General features: G+C 44.7%; 22 protein-coding genes and 2 pseudogenes. 9 read left to right on the forward strand and 15 right to left on the reverse strand.

Annotated features, from left to right (window positions below; all coding sequences use genetic code 11):
- Nucleotides 1-32 precede the first annotated feature (32 nt).
- Nucleotides 33-1,505, reverse strand: coding sequence for a cobyric acid synthase CobQ (cobQ, locus tag ACE1CM_RS39350; protein ID WP_374884444.1), 1,473 nt, complete (start codon nucleotides 1,503-1,505; stop codon nucleotides 33-35).
- Between the two features lie 84 nt (nucleotides 1,506-1,589).
- The gene (locus ACE1CM_RS39355; RefSeq protein ID WP_374884445.1) at nucleotides 1,590-1,997 is read right to left on the reverse strand and encodes an Npun_F0494 family protein; all 408 of its coding nucleotides are present in this window, start codon (nucleotides 1,995-1,997) and stop codon (nucleotides 1,590-1,592) included.
- A 166-nt stretch (nucleotides 1,998-2,163) separates the two neighbouring features.
- On the opposite strand from ACE1CM_RS39355, the gene ACE1CM_RS39360 reads away from it, so the two are divergent.
- Complete coding sequence (locus ACE1CM_RS39360; RefSeq protein WP_226572723.1) at nucleotides 2,164-2,601, forward strand: peroxiredoxin; 438 nt, start codon at nucleotides 2,164-2,166, stop codon at nucleotides 2,599-2,601.
- A 628-nt stretch (nucleotides 2,602-3,229) separates the two neighbouring features.
- The gene (locus ACE1CM_RS39365; protein WP_374884446.1) at nucleotides 3,230-6,013 is read left to right on the forward strand and encodes a S8 family serine peptidase; all 2,784 of its coding nucleotides are present in this window, start codon (nucleotides 3,230-3,232) and stop codon (nucleotides 6,011-6,013) included.
- 161 nt (nucleotides 6,014-6,174) lie between these two features.
- On the opposite strand, the gene ACE1CM_RS39370 is transcribed toward ACE1CM_RS39365, so the two are convergent.
- From ACE1CM_RS39370 to ACE1CM_RS39380, 3 genes are all read right to left on the reverse strand, one after another.
- Nucleotides 6,175-6,564 (reverse strand): hypothetical protein, encoded by a 390-nt coding sequence (locus ACE1CM_RS39370; RefSeq protein ID WP_374884447.1) that lies wholly within the window; start codon nucleotides 6,562-6,564, stop codon nucleotides 6,175-6,177.
- Nucleotides 6,565-6,766: 202 nt separating this feature from the next.
- Nucleotides 6,767-7,657 carry an ABC transporter permease gene (locus tag ACE1CM_RS39375; RefSeq protein WP_374884448.1) on the reverse strand — a complete coding sequence of 297 codons (891 nt, stop codon included), beginning with the start codon at nucleotides 7,655-7,657 and terminating at the stop codon, nucleotides 6,767-6,769.
- 181 nt (nucleotides 7,658-7,838) lie between these two features.
- Nucleotides 7,839-8,858, reverse strand: coding sequence for an ATP-binding cassette domain-containing protein (locus ACE1CM_RS39380; protein WP_374884449.1), 1,020 nt, complete (start codon nucleotides 8,856-8,858; stop codon nucleotides 7,839-7,841).
- Between the two features lie 309 nt (nucleotides 8,859-9,167).
- Here ACE1CM_RS39380 and ACE1CM_RS39385 point away from each other — a divergent pair, with 309 nt between their 5' ends.
- Nucleotides 9,168-9,398: a type II toxin-antitoxin system Phd/YefM family antitoxin gene (locus ACE1CM_RS39385; RefSeq protein ID WP_374884451.1), complete on the forward strand. Its 231-nt coding sequence runs from the start codon at nucleotides 9,168-9,170 to the stop codon at nucleotides 9,396-9,398.
- Nucleotides 9,399-9,507: 109 nt separating this feature from the next.
- Here ACE1CM_RS39385 and ACE1CM_RS39390 read toward each other — a convergent pair whose 3' ends face one another.
- Both ACE1CM_RS39390 and ACE1CM_RS39395 read right to left on the reverse strand, forming a co-directional pair.
- The gene (locus ACE1CM_RS39390; protein WP_374884452.1) at nucleotides 9,508-9,981 is read right to left on the reverse strand and encodes a type II toxin-antitoxin system VapC family toxin; all 474 of its coding nucleotides are present in this window, start codon (nucleotides 9,979-9,981) and stop codon (nucleotides 9,508-9,510) included.
- On the reverse strand, nucleotides 9,944-10,324 hold the full coding sequence (locus ACE1CM_RS39395) for a hypothetical protein (RefSeq protein ID WP_374884454.1): 381 nt from the start codon (nucleotides 10,322-10,324) through the stop codon (nucleotides 9,944-9,946). The genes ACE1CM_RS39390 and ACE1CM_RS39395 overlap by 38 nt, the downstream gene beginning before the upstream one ends.
- On the opposite strand from ACE1CM_RS39395, the gene ACE1CM_RS39400 reads away from it, so the two are divergent.
- Complete coding sequence (locus tag ACE1CM_RS39400; protein ID WP_374884455.1) at nucleotides 10,323-10,457, forward strand: hypothetical protein; 135 nt, start codon at nucleotides 10,323-10,325, stop codon at nucleotides 10,455-10,457. The two genes, ACE1CM_RS39395 and ACE1CM_RS39400, sit on opposite strands and share 2 nt — an antisense overlap.
- A gap of 39 nt (nucleotides 10,458-10,496) precedes the next feature.
- On the opposite strand, the gene ACE1CM_RS39405 is transcribed toward ACE1CM_RS39400, so the two are convergent.
- The 4 genes and pseudogenes from ACE1CM_RS39405 to ACE1CM_RS39420 all read right to left on the reverse strand — a co-directional run bounded on the left by ACE1CM_RS39405 (nucleotide 10,497) and on the right by ACE1CM_RS39420 (nucleotide 13,650).
- Entirely contained in the window at nucleotides 10,497-10,757 is a 261-nt protein-coding gene (locus ACE1CM_RS39405) for a hypothetical protein (RefSeq protein ID WP_374884456.1), read from the reverse strand.
- A gap of 23 nt (nucleotides 10,758-10,780) precedes the next feature.
- A pseudogene (locus ACE1CM_RS39410) lies at nucleotides 10,781-11,956 on the reverse strand (MFS transporter).
- Between the two features lie 39 nt (nucleotides 11,957-11,995).
- Nucleotides 11,996-13,375 carry a radical SAM protein gene (locus ACE1CM_RS39415; protein ID WP_374884458.1) on the reverse strand — a complete coding sequence of 460 codons (1,380 nt, stop codon included), beginning with the start codon at nucleotides 13,373-13,375 and terminating at the stop codon, nucleotides 11,996-11,998.
- 104 nt (nucleotides 13,376-13,479) lie between these two features.
- On the reverse strand, nucleotides 13,480-13,650 hold the full coding sequence (locus tag ACE1CM_RS39420) for a hypothetical protein (RefSeq protein WP_374884459.1): 171 nt from the start codon (nucleotides 13,648-13,650) through the stop codon (nucleotides 13,480-13,482).
- Nucleotides 13,651-13,843: 193 nt separating this feature from the next.
- On the opposite strand from ACE1CM_RS39420, the pseudogene ACE1CM_RS39425 reads away from it, so the two are divergent.
- The 4 genes and pseudogenes from ACE1CM_RS39425 to ACE1CM_RS39440 all read left to right on the forward strand — a co-directional run bounded on the left by ACE1CM_RS39425 (nucleotide 13,844) and on the right by ACE1CM_RS39440 (nucleotide 16,308).
- Nucleotides 13,844-15,214 (forward strand): annotated as a pseudogene (locus ACE1CM_RS39425) (NB-ARC domain-containing protein).
- A gap of 15 nt (nucleotides 15,215-15,229) precedes the next feature.
- On the forward strand, nucleotides 15,230-15,778 hold the full coding sequence (locus ACE1CM_RS39430; protein ID WP_374884461.1) for a hypothetical protein: 549 nt from the start codon (nucleotides 15,230-15,232) through the stop codon (nucleotides 15,776-15,778).
- A gap of 105 nt (nucleotides 15,779-15,883) precedes the next feature.
- Nucleotides 15,884-16,084, forward strand: a complete 201-nt coding sequence (locus ACE1CM_RS39435; protein WP_374884463.1) for a type II toxin-antitoxin system HicB family antitoxin — start codon at nucleotides 15,884-15,886, stop codon at nucleotides 16,082-16,084.
- On the forward strand, nucleotides 16,084-16,308 hold the full coding sequence (locus tag ACE1CM_RS39440) for a type II toxin-antitoxin system HicA family toxin (RefSeq protein WP_374884464.1): 225 nt from the start codon (nucleotides 16,084-16,086) through the stop codon (nucleotides 16,306-16,308). The genes ACE1CM_RS39435 and ACE1CM_RS39440 overlap by 1 nt, the downstream gene beginning before the upstream one ends.
- Nucleotides 16,309-16,400: 92 nt before the next feature.
- Here ACE1CM_RS39440 and ACE1CM_RS39445 read toward each other — a convergent pair whose 3' ends face one another.
- Together ACE1CM_RS39445 and ACE1CM_RS39450 are read right to left on the reverse strand one after the other, a co-directional pair.
- Nucleotides 16,401-17,198 (reverse strand): DUF1838 family protein, encoded by a 798-nt coding sequence (locus ACE1CM_RS39445; RefSeq protein WP_374884466.1) that lies wholly within the window; start codon nucleotides 17,196-17,198, stop codon nucleotides 16,401-16,403.
- Nucleotides 17,199-17,642: 444 nt separating this feature from the next.
- Nucleotides 17,643-18,632 carry a Rieske 2Fe-2S domain-containing protein gene (locus ACE1CM_RS39450; RefSeq protein WP_374884467.1) on the reverse strand — a complete coding sequence of 330 codons (990 nt, stop codon included), beginning with the start codon at nucleotides 18,630-18,632 and terminating at the stop codon, nucleotides 17,643-17,645.
- A 192-nt stretch (nucleotides 18,633-18,824) separates the two neighbouring features.
- Between ACE1CM_RS39450 and ACE1CM_RS39455 the strand changes: the two genes are divergently transcribed.
- Nucleotides 18,825-19,415, forward strand: coding sequence for a TetR family transcriptional regulator (locus ACE1CM_RS39455; RefSeq protein ID WP_374884469.1), 591 nt, complete (start codon nucleotides 18,825-18,827; stop codon nucleotides 19,413-19,415).
- A gap of 183 nt (nucleotides 19,416-19,598) precedes the next feature.
- Here ACE1CM_RS39455 and ACE1CM_RS39460 read toward each other — a convergent pair whose 3' ends face one another.
- Both ACE1CM_RS39460 and ACE1CM_RS39465 read right to left on the reverse strand, forming a co-directional pair.
- Nucleotides 19,599-20,444, reverse strand: a complete 846-nt coding sequence (locus ACE1CM_RS39460; RefSeq protein WP_374884470.1) for a hypothetical protein — start codon at nucleotides 20,442-20,444, stop codon at nucleotides 19,599-19,601.
- Nucleotides 20,435-21,544 (reverse strand): AAA family ATPase, encoded by a 1,110-nt coding sequence (locus ACE1CM_RS39465; RefSeq protein WP_374884471.1) that lies wholly within the window; start codon nucleotides 21,542-21,544, stop codon nucleotides 20,435-20,437. Before ACE1CM_RS39465 ends, ACE1CM_RS39460 begins: the two co-directional genes overlap by 10 nt.
- Nucleotides 21,545-21,565 lie beyond the last annotated feature (21 nt).

Consider the following 21,565-nt stretch of genomic DNA (forward strand, 5'->3'; position numbering starts at 1 on the left):
TGAGGACGCTATTACCCATTAGCGATTAGCCATTAGCTATTGGGCAAAATCGGCGTTAAATCGATGTAAGCTTCCACCTTATCTGCCAGTGCATCTAACATGGCTTCTCGCTGTTCGCGGTAATTGGAAATGCCTGTGGGTAAAGAATGAAGACCGCGTTGTTGGCGCAGGCGATTTAACCAGGCGCGTCGCCAGGGGCCATTATCAAAAATACCGTGGAGATAGGTACCCCAAACAAATTGACCGGAGTCAACCACACCTAAAGTCGGATCGTCGAACAAAGGTAGAGTGCCATCAAGTTCGGTAATTCGGGTTCGACCTTGATGAATTTCATATCCGGTGACGGGTAACCCTGGTTGGGGATAGTTAGAAGTTACTTGGCGCTGACGTGCAACGCGCTGGGGTGTCATCACGGTTTTGGTGGGTAAGAATCCTAGCCCTTCGCTGCGTCCTTCTTGACCTTCAATTCCCTCTGGATCGGCGACCAATTGACCGAGCATTTGGAAACCACCGCAGATGCCTAAAACAGTACCGCCTGACGCCACATAGTCTTTCAGGGTATCTGCCATCCCTGTTTGGTGCAGCACGATCAAATCGGCGATCGTGGTTTTGGAACCGGGGATAATCACCGCATCTGGATAGCCTAAAGATTGTTTAGGGCTGACGTATTTCAGGTTAACGCTGGGTTCTGCTTCCAAGGGGTCAAAATCGGTAAAGTTGGAAATCCTTGGTAGGCGGATCACGGCAATGTTAACGTCGCCAGAGGGATTGCGATCGCGCCGCTCAAACAAATCCAGCGAGTCTTCGGCGGGGAAGATTTGGTCAATCCAGGGAATAACGCCAATTACTGGAATGCCGGTGCGTTCTTCTAACCAGCGGATACCCGGATCGAGCAGACTTTTATGCCCGCGAAACTTATTGATCGCGATACCTTTAATCAAGTTGCGTTCTGCGGGTTCCAACAATTCTAAAGTGCCGATGACGTGAGCGAAGGCGCCGCCCCGGTCAATATCGACTACCAATATCGTCGGGGCATTGAGATGGCGAGCCACCCGCATATTGGTCAAATCGCGGTGTTTTAAGTTAATTTCTGCCGGACTCCCCGCCCCCTCGCAGACGATCAGGTCGAATTCTGCCCCCAACGCTTGCAGCGATTCGGTAATCGCCTGCCAGCCTACGTCAAAATATTGTTCGTAGTATTCTAGGGCGCTGGCTCTGGTCACTGGTTTACCCTTGATAATTAGCAGGGAAGTCATGTCGCCTTGGGGCTTGAGTAAAATCGGGTTCATTTCCACAGAAGGCGCGACTCCAGATGCCCAAGCTTGCACCGCTTGAGCGTGACCAATTTCCCCACCGCTAGCCGTGACGTAAGCATTGAGAGCCATATTTTGCCCTTTAAACGGGGCGACGCGCCAGCCACGCCGCACCAAAATGCGACAAATGGCAGTAGTCAGGAGCGATTTTCCAGCGTGGGACGTAGTCCCCACCACCATAATTGCTTTCATAAGAAATTCGTTTGTAACGAGCTTGAGGGGCTGATTGAGAACGAGCAATGACCCATTACCAATGAGCCATTACCGATTACCGATTCAGAATATTCGTAGCCAGCGACTTAAGGCATTGTAGATGCGATCGCGCCAAGTCGGGGGCGGCACGACTTGCCCTTGCGCCTGCCATTGTTCTATTATCTGATGTCCCAGAGGCGTTAGGCGAAAACTATCTGTAATTCCCTGTCCATCAACTTCTCGCCGCAGCACGCCTACTTGAATCAGCCACATCAAGGCATTTTCAGCTGCCAACTCGGATAGGGGGCGTCGGGTGTATTGAAGATTAGCACCTTTTGTGGATGCAATCGCCCCCATATCGACACTTTGCCGACCCATGGTCGCAAATAACGGCATCTGAAACGGAGAACAGCGCAGCGCTCTGGTGGCGCGTTCTATGGTTTTTTTGGGATAAGTTAGGGATTTAGCTTCTTGCGGTTTGGTTACAGTCATCAGATTTGTTACGCCAGTTTAGCCTGAAACATAAACGCTTCGTTGCTCTTATATTAAGCATTTTTTGCGGCTGGAGATAGTAGCCAACTCCGCCCACCAGCAGCTCACAAACAACAACTAAGGTAAAATGTAAAGAAAATGTAAAGCTAACAGGACGATCTTAGCTATGGCTTTATCGGTTGGTACAACAGCACCGGCATTTACTGCCAAAGACACCGACGGCAACACCGTCTCCTTGTCTGACTTTGCCGGTAAAACCGTTGTTTTGTATTTCTATCCCAAGGACGATACCCCAGGCTGTACTAAAGAAGCCCAAAGCTTCCGGGATTCCTACCCGGAATTTCAAGGTAAAGACATGGTGGTGCTGGGCGTTAGCATGGACGACGAAGCCTCCCACAAGAAATTTACCGAAAAGTACGGTTTACCCTTTCAGCTGGTAGCCGACACCGACGGTGCGATTACCAAAGCCTACGATGTGGATGGCGGCGGCTATGCTAAGCGCGTCACCTTCATCATCGACGGCAGTGGCAAGATTGTTCATGTGTTTAACACTGTTAAAACCGATACCCACGCTCAGGATGTGCTGGCAGCTGTGGGCGCATAAGTGAGCTAAGATAGCGCGAACGCACAAATACAACTGTACGTTCTGACATCCAACACGCAGTTTGCTACAAGCAAGGCGTGTTTTCTTTTGTTTTAATATCAACAAAACTTACGCAAATCACTACGCAAACACCAAAGTTTCTCGGAAAAATCCTTGGGAAACGAAACGAGATATCGCAGCAAGAAACCGGGTTTCTAGGCTTGTCGTGCGTAAGTCCTAATCAAATCCCTCTGGGTCGCAATGCCAGCAGAGAAGATATCAGGACTTACGTTCTTCCGAGGCCATCACGTTTGTTTCTTCGTAAATCTCTGGTTGACAAATCAACTATTTTTCCTAGAAACCCGGTTTCTTGGCGTCAGTCCTGTTAAAGTATCAATCTCGCTGATTTATTACTGTTTTTTTTACAAAAATTAAAAATAAAGTTTCGATGAAGAGTTTGTGTAATTATCATAAATTCTGCGTCTAAACACTGGCATTAAATAGAAAGTTACATCTATTATTTGAGTACAATTCCGAGGTTATTTCCCAGGATATTAGGCGTAAATACGCCAGCAAGCAACCCGGTTTCTTAGAGAAACCGGGTTGCTTAGGATACCCAATTTTTTCATTACGTTTAAGGAAACCAATCATGAATTTATTAACTTCCAACCGGATCGATTCCAACTTGCTGAAATTGGCGGAATCGAGCGCCCCAAATCCCGGCTTAAGAAGAGCAGCCCCCGCTCAAAGTTCGTCAGGTTTGAGCGATTTCCTGATGGTCGATCAGAATCAGCAAAGAGTCGGTGTCAGAATCACGGCTAACGATCCTAACGGCTTGCTGCCCAGTCTGACACCCTTGGGCTTCCAAGCATCGACAGTAGATCAAAACCGCCATTTTGTGGAAGGCTGGTTACCGATTGCCAATATTTCAGGGTTGCAGTCCCAGATCGATTCCCTCGTCGGACAAGGGCTAATGGGGGTGCTGTCTGTTCCCCGTCCCATCGCTAGTGCCGGTCCTGCCCTCAGCCAAGCAGATTTTATTCACCAAAGCGATCGCGTCCGGACTGCCTTGCCCAAAGGCTTTGACGGCACTGGGGTAAAGATTGGTGTCGTCAGCGATAGCCATGACGTTGTGGATGCGTTTGGATTAACAGGCTTTGCAACACTCCAGCAGAATATTGCCAATGGCGAACTGCCCGCTAACATTGAGGTGATTGACCCGGGGTTGAGCTTTAATGCTTTAGTGCGGGATGAAGGTCGCGCCATGATGCAACTGATCCACGACCTGGCTCCGGGTGCTTCCCTTGCCTTTGCCACAGGAAACGCATCCAGAACCACGGGCAAGTTCGGTCCTAGCCTCATGGCTGATAACATTCGCGCACTGGCGAATGCTGGGGCAGACATTATTGTGGATGATATTGTTTGGTTTAACGAGCCGTTTTTTCAAGATGGCGTCATCGCCGCTGCGGTAAATGAGGTGGTGACCCAGAAGGGGGTGGCTTACTTTTCGGCAGCGGGGAATTTCGGTAATACTGCTTACGACTCCAAGGAGATTAACTTTGTCTCCACCCCAACCACTGCCAATGAAAATTTTGATATTTTCTTGCCATTGCTCAGGGAAGAGTTGGGCGAATTAGTCTACAACAATCAGCTGCCACAGTTTTATGACTTCGATCCCGGTCCGGGTGTAGACGTTCTCCAGCCAATCAAACTACCTGCTGGTTCCTCGTCGCTTTGGTTGCAATGGGACGACCCCTTCTTCACGACCAATGGAGTCGATACGGATTTAGACGTTTATCTGCTGAACGCTGCTACAGGAGATGTAGCCGCGTTTGTGGATGACAGCACCTTGTCGCAATCTCCATTTACCTCTTTATCTAACTTCAACTCCACAGGGGAGACGGCAGATTACGAGCTGCTGATCGCGTTACGCCCCGGTACCCAAGCACCGGGACGGATCAAATATCTGCCATTTGCCGGTCTTCCACCCGGTGAAAAGGTAGTGCAGGAATATGCCACCAACAGTCCCACCATTTTCGGGCATCAAGGTGCAGTCAATAGCTTTACGGTAGGAGCCACGGACTATTTCGCTCAAGACGAACCCGCGTTCTTCACCTCTGCTGGTCCGGTGGAGATTCTGTTTAACCCGGATGGCACCCGCAAGGCAACCCCAGAAATCCGCCAGAAACCCACAGCCGCCGCCGTGCAACGCACCAACACTAGCTTCTTTGGGGATTTAGATCGCATCACCCGCGATCCGGAGGGCGATGGCTTCCCCAACTTCCCCGGCACTTCTGCGTCTGCCCCTCATGCGGCTGCCATTGCGGCTTTGGTGAAACAAGCCAACCCCAATTTCACCCCCCAGCAAATCTATGACCGCCTGACCTCAACGGCAAAAGATATCGGCGCACCAGGTTATGACAACCTGACTGGATACGGATTGATCGACGCTTACCGAGCTGTATTCGGCCCTCCCGTTCCCGCTAAACTCAATTTCATCGAAAACTTTGAAGATGGCGACTTGCCCCGTGCCTTTGAAACCAATTCTACCGGAGCCGGACGGATTCAGGTGACGACGGAGAATAATGCCATTGTCACGCGCCAGTTGCGGCTAGACAGTGCGGGCAATGGCATCTCTCAGGCTGTCTACGATTACTTGTTAAATGAGCAGCGAAATTCCCTCAACGAAGCCATCCTGCACATTGATGGCACAAGCGCGAATAGGGTAGAACTCAGCTTTGTCGTTAAGGAGACAAACAGCGATACCGATAATCCCATGCCGGAAACCTTCAAGGGTTCGGTGAATGCGGATGGGGTTGCCCTCAGCGTCGATGGCACCAACTGGTACCGTCTGGTCAGCTTAACTGGAAACAACGCCACGAAGAAGTTTCAACCCTACACCTTCAACCTCAGCGAGTTCGCCCAATCAAAGGGTTTGACCTTGGGTTGCGATGTGCGAATTAAGTTCCAGCAGTTCTCGAATTCTTTAGAGACAACCGACGGTATTGCGTTTGACAACATCGGTGTCACTCGTCCGGGCAGGATTATCCAGGGAAAACCCGGTCGGGAAACCCTGGTAGGAACCGATGGTAGCGACACTTTCATTGCCTCTCAAGGTCGGGATATCCTCACAGGTGGGTTTGGCAATGACGTGTTTCGTTACAGACGCCTTGCCGACAAAGGCGACACGATTACTGATTTTGTTGTTGGTAGCGACAAAATTGACCTAACTAACGTGCTTGACGATATTCGCTACTGGGGAACCAATCCGATTGCTTCAGGGCACGTCCGCTTTCAGGAGAGGGGTTTAGACACGATCTTAACCATCGATCGCAATGGCTTTAGCGGTAACAATAGCGGTGTGTCGTTCTTAACCGTTCTGGGGGTGAGTGTAGATCGGTTCAACGATCCGAGCAATTTCATTTTCGGCTAAGCGATCCATGCCAGAAACCCGGTTTCTCAGTCGCGAGAGAGTTGACAAACCAACGATTTTTCGGAGAAACCCGGTTTCTGAGTTGCGAGAGAGTTGACAAACCAACGATTTTTCGGAGAAACCCGGTTTCTTTGCCAAGAGAGCGTCCTGCCATCTGGGCGTCAGTTACCCGATTGGGGTGGTGCGATCGCCTCTCCCCCGATCGCAGGGACTACCCCATTCGGAGACTGAAGCCGTTGTTGTTGTTGTTTGCGAAATTCCGCCGCAGCAGCATCGAGACTTTCCTGCTGTTCTTCCGTAAATTCACCCAGACTGCGCGTAGGGCCGAGATTGGCTCTATGTATCATATTAAACACGTCGAAAGGTGCTTCACCGCCATCTCCTTTGCCAGAAAACGGATCGCGGTTACTTTCTGGGTTTTGCTGCCAGTCTTGCAGGGGCTGGGTATCGGTGAATTGTGCCGAAGTTGGTTGAGGGAGAAGAAGGGATGCGATCGCAGTTCCTGCTACAAAGCTCAGCGCTAACTTGGTCAAAAATTTTACATACATCATGGGTGACTCCTCACAAATAGAGAAGGCTTAGGTTAAGTTTACACTTCGCACCAGAAGCCTTGAAATAAATTTCCAGCTGTAGGGAACATTTGAGAATGTTTGGGTAGAAATCAAAAGTAGGGGCACGGCATTTTAAAATCTTTGGTTAAAAATCAAAAGTTATCTACGCCGTGCCCCTACTGATTTGTGGGGTTGTGGTAATTTAAGCAAAAGATCGACGCAACAGGGGTTGAATGCTCAGCAAAGCCACCACATCCAGCACCAACAATATTAACAGCGCCCCGCCGAAAGAAACAGTCCCCCAAGGAGCTTGCATTACTACACTACTAAATGCCCAACTGTTATGAAGATAGACGTAACGAATCGGCTCAATTGCGTAAGTTAATGGATTGAGAGTAGCAATTGTTTGCAACCAATTGGGCATAAAAGAAACAGGAGCAAGCGCAGTACTGGCAAACAACAAAGGCAAGTTTGTCACAAAAATTACCGCCAGCAATTCAATGTGACCGGGAAGGGCAAAAGCTAAACCCAAACTTAAAGCAGTTACCCCTACAACCAACAACAAAACAATCAGCGCCATCAAACCCAAACCAATCGGATCGGGCAATCCCACACCAAGCATCGCACTCGCTGCGACAATTACCGCCGTTTGAATGCCGCTGAGGGTAACGATAAAGATAGCCGAAGCGAAAACAATCGAAAACCGGGACGCTAGAGGCGCAACCAACAAGCGATTGAGAAAGCCAAATTCCCGGTCAAACATCACCGGCAACCCAGCATTCAGCGCCCCACTAAAAGCGGTAAAAACAATTATCCCAGCTATGAGAAATTGTCCGTAATCGACGCTATTTCCAAACATGCCTTTGGGTGCATTCTGAAACAGCGCCCCGAACAAAACCAACCAAATTAGAGGTTGAATTACTCCAGCAATTAAAGTCGAAGGTCGCCGCTGGAGTTGAATAAACAAGCGACGAGTTAAAGCCATAGTTTCTTGCACCAATTCCCCAAAAAAACTAGGTGCAGCCACATTAGATTGAGTCGCCGACTCTGGCTGCCACTTAATTTCAGATGGAGAAGAATTCGTAGTAGTCATCTTTCTTTTCCTTCGTGTACTAGCGCTGACGCGCGTTTAAAATAAATCTCTCCAAAAACTCTTGTGGGGTGGGCGTCTCGCCCGCCTTCGACTTGATTTTCTGGAGATCCTTCGACTTGATTTTCTGGAGATCTCTTGGAGATCTAGGGCAGGCAGGATGCCTACCCCACAATTGAGAAGGCTATCTCATGTTTTGTTTTTTCTCAGCCTTTGGATCGCGAGTACCCACGGCGGCGAGTTCCGCATCCATTAGAGTTCTACCCGTTGCTGCTAAATAAACATCATCTAAACTAGGGCGAGATTGGGCAATACCGAAAGTAGGTAATCCAGCATCGCGGAGAGATTGCTGAATAGTTAAAAGGGCGTCGCTTTGAGATTTTACGACTAAGTTTAGCGAGTTACCTTGGGCGCTATTGAGGATGACTTCTTGCACGAAAGGTAGCGCTTGCAGCATGTCTTTGGCTTTTGCTGCTTCTTCCGGGGGAGTGAATTCGCGGATGCGGAGGGTAATGCGATCGCCTCCCACCCGATCCTTTAACTCATTAGGCGTCCCAGAAGCAATCACCACGCCTTTATCAATAATTGCCACTCGATTCGCCAAAGCGTCGATTTCCTCTAAATAATGGCTCGTCATCAAAACGGTAATACCAGAATCCCGCAATTGGCGCAATACATCCCACATCACCACGCGACTTTCGATATCTAAACCTACCGTGGGTTCGTCCAAAACCAACACATCGGGTTTGTGCAACAATCCTGCGGCTAAATCTATCCTGCGGCGGATGCCACCGGAATAAGTGCCGGTTTTTTTATCCGCCCATTCGTCTAATCCCAGCAATTTCAGCATCGCGTTAATCCGTTCTTTCGCCACAGCGCCGGGAAGGTGGTAGAGTGCCGCTTGCAGTTGCAGTAGTTCTCGCCCGGTGAGTATTTTATCGATGGCGACTTCTTGGGCGACGTAACCCAATCGCCGACGGACTGCTTTCGGGTTAGCGGTAACGGAGATACCGGAGACTTCTAGTTTGCCAGCATCTGGGGCGGCGAGGGTACACAGACAGCGGATGGTGGTAGTTTTACCAGCACCGTTGGGGCCAAGCAAGCCGAAAATTTCCCCCGGTTGTACTTGAAAGGATACGTCTTTGACGGCTTCGACGTTGCCGTAGCGTTTCTGGAGTTTTTCGATCAATACGGCAGCAGCCATGATTCTGTTATGGTTGAGGGTTGGATACAAATCTATACAATCTTTTCTTTTATTCTAAGACGAGGCAGACGACCCAGGTTGAAACCATATACCCCAGATGCCCGATCCCCCAGATGCCCCCAGGTTGAAACCACATGCCCCAGATGCCCGATCCCCCAGATGCCCCCAGGTTGAAACCACATGCCCCAGATGCCCGATCCCCCAGATGCCCCCAGGTTGAAACCTGGGGCTACACAAACGAAGTCCGCCTGCGCGGACTGAATCAAGAAAGGTGCGATCGCGCTATCAAAAACCCTTTCCGATGAAAAAATGGCACAAATTACCACGACTGAATTACCCCAAACCCTCCAGACTCTATTGATAGAGGTCGAACGTACCAAAGCTCCTCTAACCGTCATTCATGAAGGAAAACCATTAGTGGTTATCTATCCTGCTACTACCCAAGTTCCACGACCTACCTTTGGCGGCATGAAAAGAAGCGGTGAAATATTAGGAGATTTAATCGCTCCTTACGCAGAATCCTGGGATGTTTTAGAATGAAACTTTTACTCGATACTCACATTTAGCTTTGGTATTTACTCGGCGACCAACGCCTGTCGCTCCAACTGCAAATAGCGATCGCACTCAGTAATTTACAATCCCTGACTTACTACAGCGTCCAATCTTCGATTGAAAGTCCGGGAACTTGACCAAAGTCTCGTTGGTTGCGAGTGACGACGGTAGCACCGATGGACAAGGCAATGGCTGCAATCCGCATATCTTTTTGCAGGCGATTTTTCCGCAAGGGCGGGTTATCTTTTAACAGTTGCTTGAGACAAGCATCAGCTTCTGGTGTAAAGTCCAGTACCTCAATAGTTTGAAGGTATTTTACCGTTGTCCAAAGTTTTGAATAGAGTGCAGGTAGGTTATGTACCAGCGACGGATCGTTAATCCTGCCACTCCAGCCATTGAATAATTCTTGAACCGTGATAATCGTGACTGCAACCCGATGCTTTGCGGCGTTAGCGGTAACTTGCGGATGATTGTAGAGAATCAGTGAAACGCAATCAGTATCTTTGAATATATTTACACACGAAACGCCGCCTCTACAGGTAATAGGAAGGATCGACTTCCGAGTCATCATCTGAGGTTCGTTCGGCGCGAATTGAGTCCATAATTGCTGCAAAATCGGCATCGTCTTTAAAGACACCTGCAAATTTAATCCAGCTTGGTTCTGAAGTTTGAATCGGCACGTTCCATGAAATCGCTTCCATATTTTTTAGCCGTTCTAGAAAGGTAGCTTGAATTTGTGCGTTCGCGATAGCGATGCGGAGCATTATCGCCGCTTCTCTTGTTTCTGCTTTGACTCGACAGTCGGGAAACTCTAAAACAGATGCCGCAACTTGACCGGATGTCAGTGCTTCTAGCAGGAGTGTGACTTTGAGGTTGGTAAATGAATCGGACTGCGATAAGTCTAGGTTCATCATGTTAATTTTTGAAAGACCGAGCGAGCGTGAGTTTTACCTTTATTGTAACGCAGATAGCGATCGCTCTTCACCAAAGCCTCACCAAACGCCGATGAATGTTGGGTTTCGTCCCTCTACCCAAACTACGGGATAGCTATTACCAAACTCCGATTTGTTGTGTCGCGTGTGCGACCTAGACAGTTGCTTGAACAATAATATCCACTACTTCTCTAATTTGTTCCCAATCAATTGCTGCAACCCAAAGACTTTCGTCTGGGGAATATTGCACCACGCCATCCACTTCTAATTCTTCGCTATATAAAGTTAGCAATTGACCCTCTTGCAACTTAATATTTTGGCAGAGCAAATTTTCAATCGTACCAACGCAATTTAGGCGCAGGCGACCTTGTTCATCTGCGTTATGAAATTCTGCAAAAATTTTGGGATAACTCATGTTTTTGATCTTATTACGGTTATTTAAATACTGTAAATGTCAAGCTTTAAGAGTGGTATTATAACCCAGGACAGAGCAGTAAACGCACTACTTATAAAAATCAGCAATGGAAACGGAATATGAGAATCATACAGCCAACCTCCAAAAATATCTCCCAAGGAGAGCGTTAGATTAGAAACTGAAGCTAATAACGCAAACGCTGTTCCCTCTAATCCCTTTGGACAGGAACGTGCTGATATTTCTAAAACTCCAATAAATGCAATCATGCTGAAAAAACTACTCATACTCTGAATCAAAATAGCACTTGGAGGATTGTATATAAAGATAAAGCAGAGTGTTGATAATACGCTTAAACCTATAATTAAATTTAGTAGATTACGTCTTGATATCTTAGCCGAGAAAATTCCAAATGTAATTGCTCCGATAGCTGAGGCTATTGAACCTACTGCACTCAAAGAACCCAATAAGTCTTCTGAAAATCCTAATGTGTCACGGAAATAAAATAACAACGGTGGTACAGGACTAAATCTTAGAAAAGCGATGAATAAAATTACGGCTATAAATTGGCGAGATAGAATAGCTTTTACTAAAGTTTTAATCCTTACCTCTAGAGAAAAGTTAAAATAAGGTATATTGCCATTTACACTTTTTTATTTGAACAGGAAAAGAGTAACTAACAAGCCAATCATAGGCACAAATGCGCTGACAGTAAAAGCTAATGACAAGTTAGTGAGCTTGGCAAGTAATCCGCCCAAATAAAACATCAGTGCTTCACCAAAGCAAAGGGCAGTCCACTGAGCAGATTGTAAGACAGACACCTGATTGAGAGCTTTTCCTTGCGTCACCATCAGCCTATCTGCAACAACATCTGAAGTAGCAATGCAGATGGAAGTTATTACTCCTCCAAGAGTTAGAGTGAAACTCGTGTAATTTCCTAAACTACCCAACCATAAAAGCACTACTAAAGCTACCGAATAACAAATCACCAAATAACCTTTGGTGCGATAACCAAAAATGGGGAAATTGTCAACAATGAGTCCCCATAAAGGCTTTATCATCCAGGGGATTGAAATAATTCCACCAATTTTGGCTACTGTAGTTGCTGATAACCCAAGAGTCTCCTTAAGATATAGGGATTGAGGTAAAGCAGATATTCCTGGATTGTTTGTATATGTCTGAATCAGGTAAAACAATCCCATGAAAAAAATTAAATTTCTCAGAGAAATAGACACAGAGTTTTACCTACCTTCTAGATACTCATGAATCAAACTCCGTGTAGCAGCAATCATCAGTTGACACATCTTGCCAACTAATTGATTATCATTTCTAGAAGATTCTAAGGTGACATGACACTGACCTGCACAGGAACCTTCTATCTCGCAACCCTTGCAAAAGTCGTTGTTGCCTGGAAGTCGGCTTTCTATGAGCTGAGAATATTTGCTGTCAGGTGTAAAGCAATCTTCAAATTTGTTTGACGATCCAACTATTGTATTGGTGTGACCACAGGTTTTCAGACTTCCATCCACGTTAAATTCAAGAGTTTTACCTTCCATTGCGGGGCAAAAAGCATGAGGAGTATCTAACCAAGAATTAGACATCAAGTTCCGATATGGGGTTTCCCATGTACCATAAAAATTCAAACCCTTTTGATGGGCATACCGTCTCAAGAGGAGAATCTTCTCAACGCAAGATTCCGTAGTAATCCCGATTGAGCGAACCAAGTCAAAATCCATCGTCATGTCTTTGACTCCAATCTCCTTGGCGAGATCAATGACGCTTTCATCTATCAAATGAAAGTTTTTGTCAGTCACAGTCACAGTAAAGCCATCAATTGGATGACCAATCGATTTGAGCAGTTGAATTTTGCTCATTATGATGTCAAACGTGCCGCGCCCCCTTTGATCTACTCTAATAGAGTCATTTGCTTCTTTCAACCCATCAAGCGAGGTGGAAATTTTGACATTATATTTCTTCAATAACTCTGCCTTTTTTTCGTCAAGAAGGCTGAGGTTTGTGTTGATGGCATAGGAGAAACTAATATCTGTAATTGAGTCACAATACTCCAAAGCAAAGATGAGCGTCGCCCAGTTCATCAACGGTTCACCATTACCAAAGTGAACCCTCACAGAATTGTTGCCACTTTTTCTAACCTGAGCAACAAAGGTGTCTATGCTTTGTTTGGCTGTTTCAGCACTCATGTGCATAGAAGGGTCTATTCGAGATGGGACTTCATTGTTTAGGAAGTGCATACAATGCTGACAACCAAAGTTACAAGCATTGCTGATGGCTAGTTCTAGCCTTGAAAGCTTTTCTCCAGCCTGCACCTCTTTCATAAACCCTTGATGAAGACTAGAAAGAACAGCCCTTTCATCCTGGTCAATAGGCACTATCAAATGCAGATTGACCAACCTAGAAACAACTTCTTCTAGATCACCTTCATAAAGCTCTGAGAGTTTACCAATCGTCATCGGAGTGGAAAACATTTCCATCATCTCTACAATCGTGCTGTTCGTTTCTAGCGGATTGTTGAACAGTGAATGATAGATCAAAAACCGATCGTCATCACCTAGAACGCGCACATAGTCTGACTTTTTGTACAAGGTTTCTTTAGTCATCATCAGTTTTTACCGCTAATAACGAACAGCACAAACAGCACAACAACATTGAAAGTTGTCGCTACAGCAAGCTCAAAATTGTTGACGAAATCTCAGAAGCTAGATTTCTAATTGCGCCGTTGGCAGGTAACACGAGCTTTAAAAGTATCGCCGGCAGAAGGAGTTTTGAGATTATCCAGATATACTTTGATTTTCTCTTGCTTGTTTGTCTCGGTTTGAGTTTGGGTGTCAGTCTGAGATTGTTGATTTAACTTGCTTGCTGCATTTGTAACTTGCATTTGTTCAACCTCTTCTTGATTTCACATATCATGATCCCTGCCAATCAAATTTTTGTATACTCAAAAAATGTTCAATTTTGTTGGCAATTTTGTCTGCAATTCAAACTCGCTAATTGAAAAATGTTGCCAAATGCCATAAAATGTTGGAAAACGTTAGATATAATCAGGAAAATCACAACATCCACGATAATGCATGAATCTTAAAGAAGTATTAAAACTGGCTGACGATATCGTGTTTACCAAGACGGGTCAGCACCTTGATGATTTGCAAGAGGCGATCCTGCGGGGAACTATGCAAGGTGAGAAATACACCCAAATTGCCGAGGAGAGTCACTGTAACGAAAGTTATGTCAGGTATGTTGGTTCAAAGTTATGGCAAACACTTTCAGACGAGTTAGGCGAAGAGGTCAATAAATCAAATTTTCGCTCAGCAATGGAGAGGTTGCAAGTCTCGATAGTTTCACATTTTGCACAAGACTCTGTGCAAATAGGCTGTGTTAACTATTGTGGAGAAAGTAGACAACCGCCAGATATACCAAACTCACATAATGACGAACTATCTAACCCAAAAAAAACTAAAACATCGCATCAAGATTTAAGCGAAATGCCGGAGTTAGCTGCTTTCTACGATCGCATACCCGAACTCGAAACCCTCACCACCTGGATTTTACAACAACGCTGTCGCTTAATAGCCCTCACCGGCATCAGCGGTATTGGCAAAACAACACTAGCTGTGCAACTCGTTCAACAAATAAAAGATGAGTTTGAATGCGTCATTTGGTGCAATTTAAACGAATCCCACACCTTAGACGAATTTCAACATAAACTAATACAGTTTTTCTCCGAATCACAAAAGCCAGATTCACCTGCAACTAACCAAAAACCTTTACCTCTAATTAAATATTTGCAAAAACATCGCTGTTTAGTCGTATTAGATGACGTTCACAATCTTTTCAGTAGCGGCGAATTGGCAGGAAAGTATAAACCAGGATACGAAGAATATCGCTCTTTATTCAAACAGATAGAAAATTTATCCCATCAAAGTTGCTTTCTGCTAATTGGTTGGGAACAACCTAGAGAAATTCCTCAAAGCGAAAGCCAAAATACTCCCATTCGTACCTTACAGATCGCTGGTTTAGACACCGCTGCTGGATGGGAAATTTTCAGAGATAAAGGATTAGCAGAAATCGCCTACTCGGAAGCACTGATTCTCCGCTACCAAGGCAATCCGTTATGGTTAAAAAGCGTGGCGACTTTGATTAAGGAGTTGGGAGGATGCGTAACTGAGTTATTACCAGATGATACCATATTAGTGCCAGAAGATTTGAAAGATGTTTTACAGCAGCAGTGCGATCGCTTATCCGAAATAGAAAAACAAGTCCTCTCCTTATTGGCAAAAGAAAGCTCACCAATTACCCTAGCAAAATTGCTATAAAATGGCACAATGCCATCATCAGATTTACTAAACGCGCTGCAATCTTTATCGCGGCGCTGCTTGATAGAACAACAAGGAAGTTTTTACGATCTACCACCTGTGCTGAGGCAGTATATCAAAGGGTTATAACCGACGACAAAACTTATGAACGTCACTATAAAAGATATCGATATTCTGCGATCGCTCGAACCAGAACAAGTTGCTGCTTACTTACTTTCTCAAGGTTGGCAACAGCATAATCACATCCCCGATAAAGCTTCTATATGGCAACAAAATTGGGCAGAAAACGAACTTGTTCAAATTATATTACCGCTCAATCGTGAAATTCCAGGAGATCCAGTTTCTATGAGCGTCATATTAGAAACTTTAGAAAAAACAGAGAAACGTTCCCAACTCGATATTATTGGCGACCTCGTTACAGCAACCAATAATATGACAATTCAGGCAACTATCGTACAAATTGAATCGCCAAATTCCGAGGCGCTGAGAGGAGACATTGTGCTTTTGGGCGTAGTATTCGACAAGTTGCGAAAGATTAAAACATCCTTGGCAAAACGAGATTATATCCTTGCTATTAAAGCTTATCAGGAACGCCTACCCGTAGTTTTTCAAGGAGATTTAATTAAACAAAATAACCTGTTTATACTCCAAAATATCCGTTATTTTGCGCTTGAATCAGGAATTTTGGGCTAGCGATTCTTGGAGGGATATCCACACCCGACGCTGCGGGAACGCACCTTCATCCACCAGCACTTCACTAACAACCAGTACAATAGAAAAAATCAATGGTAATTAGCTATGAAATGGCGCGTAATTCTAGAACCCGATCCAGAAACAGGCGATTACGCAGTTTGGTGTCCAGAGTTACCTGGCTGCACTTCAGCAGGAGAAACTCAACAGGAAGCTTTAGAAAATATTCGTGAAGCGATTGAACTTTATTTACAACCCGATCCGATTGAGTTACCCCCAGATGCGATCGCACTGGAGGTTAGTGTTTAATGAGTAGTCGTATCCGTCGGATGACAGCTAGGGAGGTTGAAAGCATTTTGAGCCAATATGGATTTCAATTGATTTCCCAGAAAGGTAGTCATCGAAAATGGAGGAATGAATTGCTTGGACTTCAAGTAATTGTTCCCGAACATCGAGGCAAAACCCTACCAATTGGCACATTACGCAGTATCTTTCAAGGTGCAGAAATTTCTGATTCTGAATGGAGAACTTGACCGAAAGCGATCGCGTAGCGTGCCGGAGACATATCGCACCTAAGTCACAATTAGTATAAAGGACAACCCTCGTCATACAACCGACGCTAAAATCAAGCAGTTTCTTCTATTGGGAAAACATCTCCCCTCAAGTACGAATCAAAATGTTTCTTAAAATACAGGGTACTCGTCATGTTTGGTTCATCGCTTTCTGAAGGGGCGAATTCATAAATCGGTAGTTTTTCCCTCACAAGATTGACCAACTTTGGATGCAACTGCTCGAATAATTCTACCCTCGATATGGTTGTTTCAAATCTCAATCGTGCTGGATTACCGTATCCTAACTTCATCCAAGGCATCCAGGGACAATCTCTCGCCCATTTAGCAGGTGGAATATCCGCAACACCGGGGCGGCAAATATGGGAGGTAAAATACTCAACTCCCTGGAATTTTTCGCCAGGGCAATACTCCATGTATTGAGGATTTCCGGCTAAAGGATGCGGATATTCCAAGGGAATTTCTAGCACCGAGGTGAGATATGCTTGACCCCCAGGAATAATAAACTTCTTTTCTTTAACAGCACCTTGTACAATTCGGTTAGCAATATGAACCACAGGTACAGGTTGACTTGCTTGGGGCGGCTGCCAATAATGCATAATTTCTTGCGTCAAAGGGTCGCAAAATAAACCGATTTCTCGATTTATCCGATACCCCACTTCGCCAGATTCGGTATCGGGTTTGATGAATACTTTGGTCGCATTCATGCCAATAATGGAGAATAATTTCTCTTTGGGCAAGTCTTGTGATTCTTGCCACCAAACTTCCCCCGCCCAATTGTAATAAAGCTGTAACCCATGATTTTTTCTGTAAAAATCTAGGTTACTCAATTCATAATCTTCTGAGATATCCATAAATTTTGCTAATTGCTAATTGCTAATTGCTAATATAGCATTTTTCCTGATATTAGCCATTAGCCATTAGCCATTAGCATCTATGCATGAGACTTGTAGGTTGGGTTGAGGTACGAAACCCAACTATCCAAGCTTACCATGTTGGGTTTCGCGACCCTCAACTCAAACTAGGTGAAATAGACCTCTCCAAAAAAGAAACTCTTTGACTGCTCGTGTCGCCTATCCCACAAGAGATATGGTCGAAATCTATTGATTATAGCGGTTTGCGACTTGATAGAATACACTTTATTTTGCATAAGTTAATAGCCCTTGTCTTGCGTTGCTCTGTTTGTCAAGCGCGCAGCATTAATGCTGCGCGCTTGACAAACAAAGCCCCAAGGGCTGTATTCCACTAAGTCGCAAACTGCTATAAAAATTATCGCACTAAGTACGGGAGAGCCGCAATTACCGAGATAAATTTGGTTCTACGACTGTGGGAAAATTATCAAAATTGCGCTTTACCCAATCCATTCCCACTTCATTGTTCAACTTTATCCGCTGTGGTGTATTGGCGTAAATCTTACTCAAAATCTTTGCGTCTTGTTCTACAACCACATCAATCAACTTCAGCAAATTGCCTTTGATTAAGTGCGCGATCGCAGAATGAGCCTTCATATACATCAACACAAATATGCGAGATTGATTCTCGGCTTCTGGAAGGTAAAAATGGCATTCCTTCAGGCTCAACAATTTATCTTCACCATGCAGCAATCCCATGAACGGGAAAAAGTTTTCTAGGTGTGCTTCCAGCACCTTTGGCATCGCCAGTTGACCGGGGTTTTTCAGAATGTCGCGCCACTTAGGTTGCTTTCTAGGTTGTGACAAGTAAGCATGAGAATGTAACCCTTCGTCGATAAATTTTTTCACCTGCACTTCTGCGATTTCAAATAATTCTCGATGAGTGCCGTTTTGATGATTGTAATCGTGCATATTTAACAGCAAACTCAGAATATCTGTTGGCAGACTGCGTTCTCCTGTCACTCCAATAAACTCGTATTCTGCCGCAATTTCATTCATAATTGAGGGAATAGGAATTTTCGGTTCATATCCACCATAAGACCAAATAAAATCTCCCTGAACGATTAACTCTAATGGTTGCAGGATCGATTTGGTTTGTTTATTGGAACCGGGTAAAACTGTGCAACCCGAAGAATCGAATTCTAATGCATGAAAAGGACAGGCGATTGCACTACTGCCATCGGGTTTATTCACACACCAACCCTCTGATAACATTGCGCCCATATGAGGACAAGCATTCGGCAAGGCGCTAATCATGCCATGACTGTCTTGCCAAAGCACATAATCGTTACCCAATAGAGAAACTTTCATCGGCTGATTCGGCTTCAGCATGGAACGATGTGCCAAGAGCCACGGTGCGCCTTGCAATTGCTTCATAACCGTAAAATTAAACTTACTAATTAATCAGTAAGTTTATCAAGACCTTGTAAATTTGTCAATAATAACAATGAATATCATCAGTTTAAGTAGCTTTTTGGTACGATAGAAAGGCAAACAATGAGTTAAGATGCCGTGGTTCGACCCAGTAAGCGAGTAGCGAAATCAACCCGCCCATTCCGAGATGCCGAGATGACACAGCAGCAAATTTTGGATGCCGCAGAGCAAGAATTTTCACGGCATGGGTTAAACGGTGCGCGAATGAGTGCGATCGCTTCTCGTGCTAAGGTAACAACTGCAACACTTCACTACTATTTTGAGAACAAAGAAAGCTTGTATCGGGCAGTTTTACAACGTCCGGTAGATGAAGTCCAGACCAAGCTTGGACAGTTGAATTTGGAGGGATTGTCTCCTGAAGAAGCGCTGAAGCAGATCGTTCGCCTTGCGATCGCAAACGAAGCGCAGAATCCTCAACGTCAAATGCTGTGGTTTCAAGAAGCAAGCCAAAATCAAGGAATTTATTTCAAAGAGTGCAACGTTTTAAGCTTACACGAACATCTGCTCAAGGTGCTAGAACAAGGTATGGCAGAAGGATGTTTTCGTCAGATGAAACCATTTTTGGCGCTGACTTATATTTTAAGTGTTTGCCTGTTTTACTTCACAGTGCATGAAAATTGGCGACATTTAACGCCAGATATAGATAGGCTTAGTCCAGAAATGATTGAAGAACATACAGAAGAAGCGATCGCATTTATTTTGGCAGGTGTAAAGCGCTCTGATTGAAGAAAACCAACAGGAAAATATTTCGGAAGTTGAATGGATATGCTCGGAATGAAATGATTGCAAAACTGAATAGGTGAGCTATTTTTATGAAAGATATCGCGTTGATTGCTAATAAAATTGCCTTCGATATCTTCGGTTTCTTCCATACAAGTATTTGCTAAAAACTCATGTGAAGCAAAACTGTCAAGGACTGAAGTTTTGAACTACTTGTCTAAGCTGATGCCACTCTGGAATCCAAGAAGAAACGTTCTCCGTTGAGTTTTCAATACCTTTGACAATCCGCTCTCGAAAAACGAAAGGTTCTCCCAGACCCCAACCTATTAATGCCGATCTCATTCCACAAAGTAAATCTTTACCTGAGAAGAACGTCAGAAAATTTTGAAACCTGACACCACCAACACGACACATAGAAAGTAACTGCTCAAAAGAACCCAATACATCATCTTCCCGAATTATCTGAGCTTGCTCATATTGACGAACAACATCTGTTATGCCAACACGACAATCCGACTCAGTTAGGCGATCTGGAAATGGGTGTTGACCTCCCATATTCCCCCAACAGTTATTAAGTGGTAAAAGTGGTTGACGCGAGAGAGATAGTGCAATTCTAGCGGCAGTATAATCTGCAATAGTTTTGGCTGATTCTTCGAGTGCGGCACGGTAGTCCTCAATTGGCGGAGCTTTGGAACCCAGTGCATGTGATACAACTTCAGGATCAATTAAATAATTTTCAATCTCTTTTCTTTCCCAAGACCAGCCCACCTGAATATTCTGATTATGAACTCTGGCTAACCAATTCCGAGGAGAATTGACAGGTGGTGATTCATCACTATCAAAATCTCTATCCTTGAGAGCGGCTACGACAGAACTAGGTAAAAGGTTTTCCTGCTTGATAAAGAGAATCTGTCGGTCAATTCCATATTTACTCCCAGCAGGTCTGACGGTGCATATTCCAGACAAGATATTTAATAAAACACGAATATCAGGACTATTTTTGCCTCCTTCAGAGTAAAGAATATTTACAGACACAGAGAACCTCCCGGAAGGCGGTAAGTCTCTTCTTCCCCAATCACATCATTTACAGCCTCAGAATGTGTTGTAAATATAAATTGACAAGTAGGAGCAATTTTTGGAAGTTGATTAACTAAGAGTTGGGCTGCTGGTGGATGAAGGTTCAGATCAATTTCATCAACTAAGACAATGGAGTATGCAATTTGTTGTCTAACAATCTCATAGAGCATCGGAAAAACTGCCTGCTCTCCTGCTGACATCTCAACAATGTCATAAGTTCGATGTCCATCATTGAGCGTAAAATAAGTATTCATTTCAGTGGGTGAATCATTACTAGGTTGATGTTCCATCCCTATAAATGAACGATCAGGAAAAACTTTTTTGTAGAGAGTTTCTAATTGTCTCAGATAGTCAACCGAGTTGTTTCTTTGAGGTTCTCGTTGCCTTTGCTGCCATTCAATTAAATACTGGCGTAAGCGTCCTACTCCTAGCTCAAATGAAATTCCAGCATTACGTTCTCTTAATCCATCTCCGCTACTCTCAGGAAGTGGATTTGAACCAAGATTCCGAAACTGATCAAACCAGAATATACCAGGTAGTTTAGAAAACTCTGAGCGAATAGATGGATCGCTTCTCAATAATCTTTGAGCATAGTAACGCCCCTGGAACTGAGAGCGATCTTCAAGGTTATTATCTTCTCCTACTTTCCAATATTCACCATTTAGAGTTAAATTAAGTGAACGCCTCTTACCAGGTTCAACAAAATCCTGAGAACGGAATTCAACTGGTTGTGTCTCATACCATCTTCTAGCTACTGAACGTGTTGCTTCAATTTCCTCATCCTCAAATGAGATTTGCAGTTCAATATGTGGAGAACCCCAAATCCAAAAACGGCCGGGCAAAAAACCTATCCAATCAAATTCAGATACTGTTTTAATTTGTTTAGTAGCTAGTGCTAGCGGAAGAGCAATTGCCTGTAAGAGAGTTGTCTTACCTGTGCCATTGTCACCCAAAATAAGGAAGCGATTAGTAACCTCCTGAAGAGTCTTATTCTTGAAAGAAACCTCAAGATTGTCAAATCGTTTGAAATTTTGAACTGTAATAGATTCTATTTTCATAAAGTATCTATACCGCAAGTA

The organism is Microseira sp. BLCC-F43 (assembly GCF_041929235.1).
GTDB lineage: Bacteria > Cyanobacteriota > Cyanobacteriia > Cyanobacteriales > Aerosakkonemataceae > Microseira.

What these genes read in the sequence shown, in the direction of transcription:
- ACE1CM_RS39415 (WP_374884458.1), bottom strand. Translation starts at nt 13,375, where the DNA reads ATGATGACTAAAGAAACCTTGTACAAAAAGTCAGACTATGTGCGCGTT.
- ACE1CM_RS39360 (WP_226572723.1), top strand. Translation starts at nt 2,164, where the DNA reads ATGGCTTTATCGGTTGGTACAACAGCACCGGCATTTACTGCCAAAGAC.
- ACE1CM_RS39400 (WP_374884455.1), top strand. Translation starts at nt 10,323, where the DNA reads ATGTTAATTTTTGAAAGACCGAGCGAGCGTGAGTTTTACCTTTATTGT.
- ACE1CM_RS39430 (WP_374884461.1), top strand. Translation starts at nt 15,230, where the DNA reads ATGAACGTCACTATAAAAGATATCGATATTCTGCGATCGCTCGAACCA.
- ACE1CM_RS39405 (WP_374884456.1), bottom strand. Translation starts at nt 10,757, where the DNA reads ATGAGTTATCCCAAAATTTTTGCAGAATTTCATAACGCAGATGAACAA.
- ACE1CM_RS39365 (WP_374884446.1), top strand. Translation starts at nt 3,230, where the DNA reads ATGAATTTATTAACTTCCAACCGGATCGATTCCAACTTGCTGAAATTG.
- ACE1CM_RS39455 (WP_374884469.1), top strand. Translation starts at nt 18,825, where the DNA reads ATGACACAGCAGCAAATTTTGGATGCCGCAGAGCAAGAATTTTCACGG.
- ACE1CM_RS39420 (WP_374884459.1), bottom strand. Translation starts at nt 13,650, where the DNA reads ATGCAAGTTACAAATGCAGCAAGCAAGTTAAATCAACAATCTCAGACT.
- ACE1CM_RS39370 (WP_374884447.1), bottom strand. Translation starts at nt 6,564, where the DNA reads ATGATGTATGTAAAATTTTTGACCAAGTTAGCGCTGAGCTTTGTAGCA.
- ACE1CM_RS39465 (WP_374884471.1), bottom strand. Translation starts at nt 21,544, where the DNA reads ATGAAAATAGAATCTATTACAGTTCAAAATTTCAAACGATTTGACAAT.
- ACE1CM_RS39435 (WP_374884463.1), top strand. Translation starts at nt 15,884, where the DNA reads ATGAAATGGCGCGTAATTCTAGAACCCGATCCAGAAACAGGCGATTAC.
- ACE1CM_RS39445 (WP_374884466.1), bottom strand. Translation starts at nt 17,198, where the DNA reads ATGGATATCTCAGAAGATTATGAATTGAGTAACCTAGATTTTTACAGA.
- ACE1CM_RS39375 (WP_374884448.1), bottom strand. Translation starts at nt 7,657, where the DNA reads ATGACTACTACGAATTCTTCTCCATCTGAAATTAAGTGGCAGCCAGAG.
- ACE1CM_RS39380 (WP_374884449.1), bottom strand. Translation starts at nt 8,858, where the DNA reads ATGGCTGCTGCCGTATTGATCGAAAAACTCCAGAAACGCTACGGCAAC.
- ACE1CM_RS39385 (WP_374884451.1), top strand. Translation starts at nt 9,168, where the DNA reads ATGGCACAAATTACCACGACTGAATTACCCCAAACCCTCCAGACTCTA.
- ACE1CM_RS39390 (WP_374884452.1), bottom strand. Translation starts at nt 9,981, where the DNA reads ATGATGACTCGGAAGTCGATCCTTCCTATTACCTGTAGAGGCGGCGTT.
- cobQ (WP_374884444.1), bottom strand. Translation starts at nt 1,505, where the DNA reads ATGAAAGCAATTATGGTGGTGGGGACTACGTCCCACGCTGGAAAATCG.
- ACE1CM_RS39440 (WP_374884464.1), top strand. Translation starts at nt 16,084, where the DNA reads ATGAGTAGTCGTATCCGTCGGATGACAGCTAGGGAGGTTGAAAGCATT.
- ACE1CM_RS39355 (WP_374884445.1), bottom strand. Translation starts at nt 1,997, where the DNA reads ATGACTGTAACCAAACCGCAAGAAGCTAAATCCCTAACTTATCCCAAA.
- ACE1CM_RS39395 (WP_374884454.1), bottom strand. Translation starts at nt 10,324, where the DNA reads ATGATGAACCTAGACTTATCGCAGTCCGATTCATTTACCAACCTCAAA.
- ACE1CM_RS39450 (WP_374884467.1), bottom strand. Translation starts at nt 18,632, where the DNA reads ATGAAGCAATTGCAAGGCGCACCGTGGCTCTTGGCACATCGTTCCATG.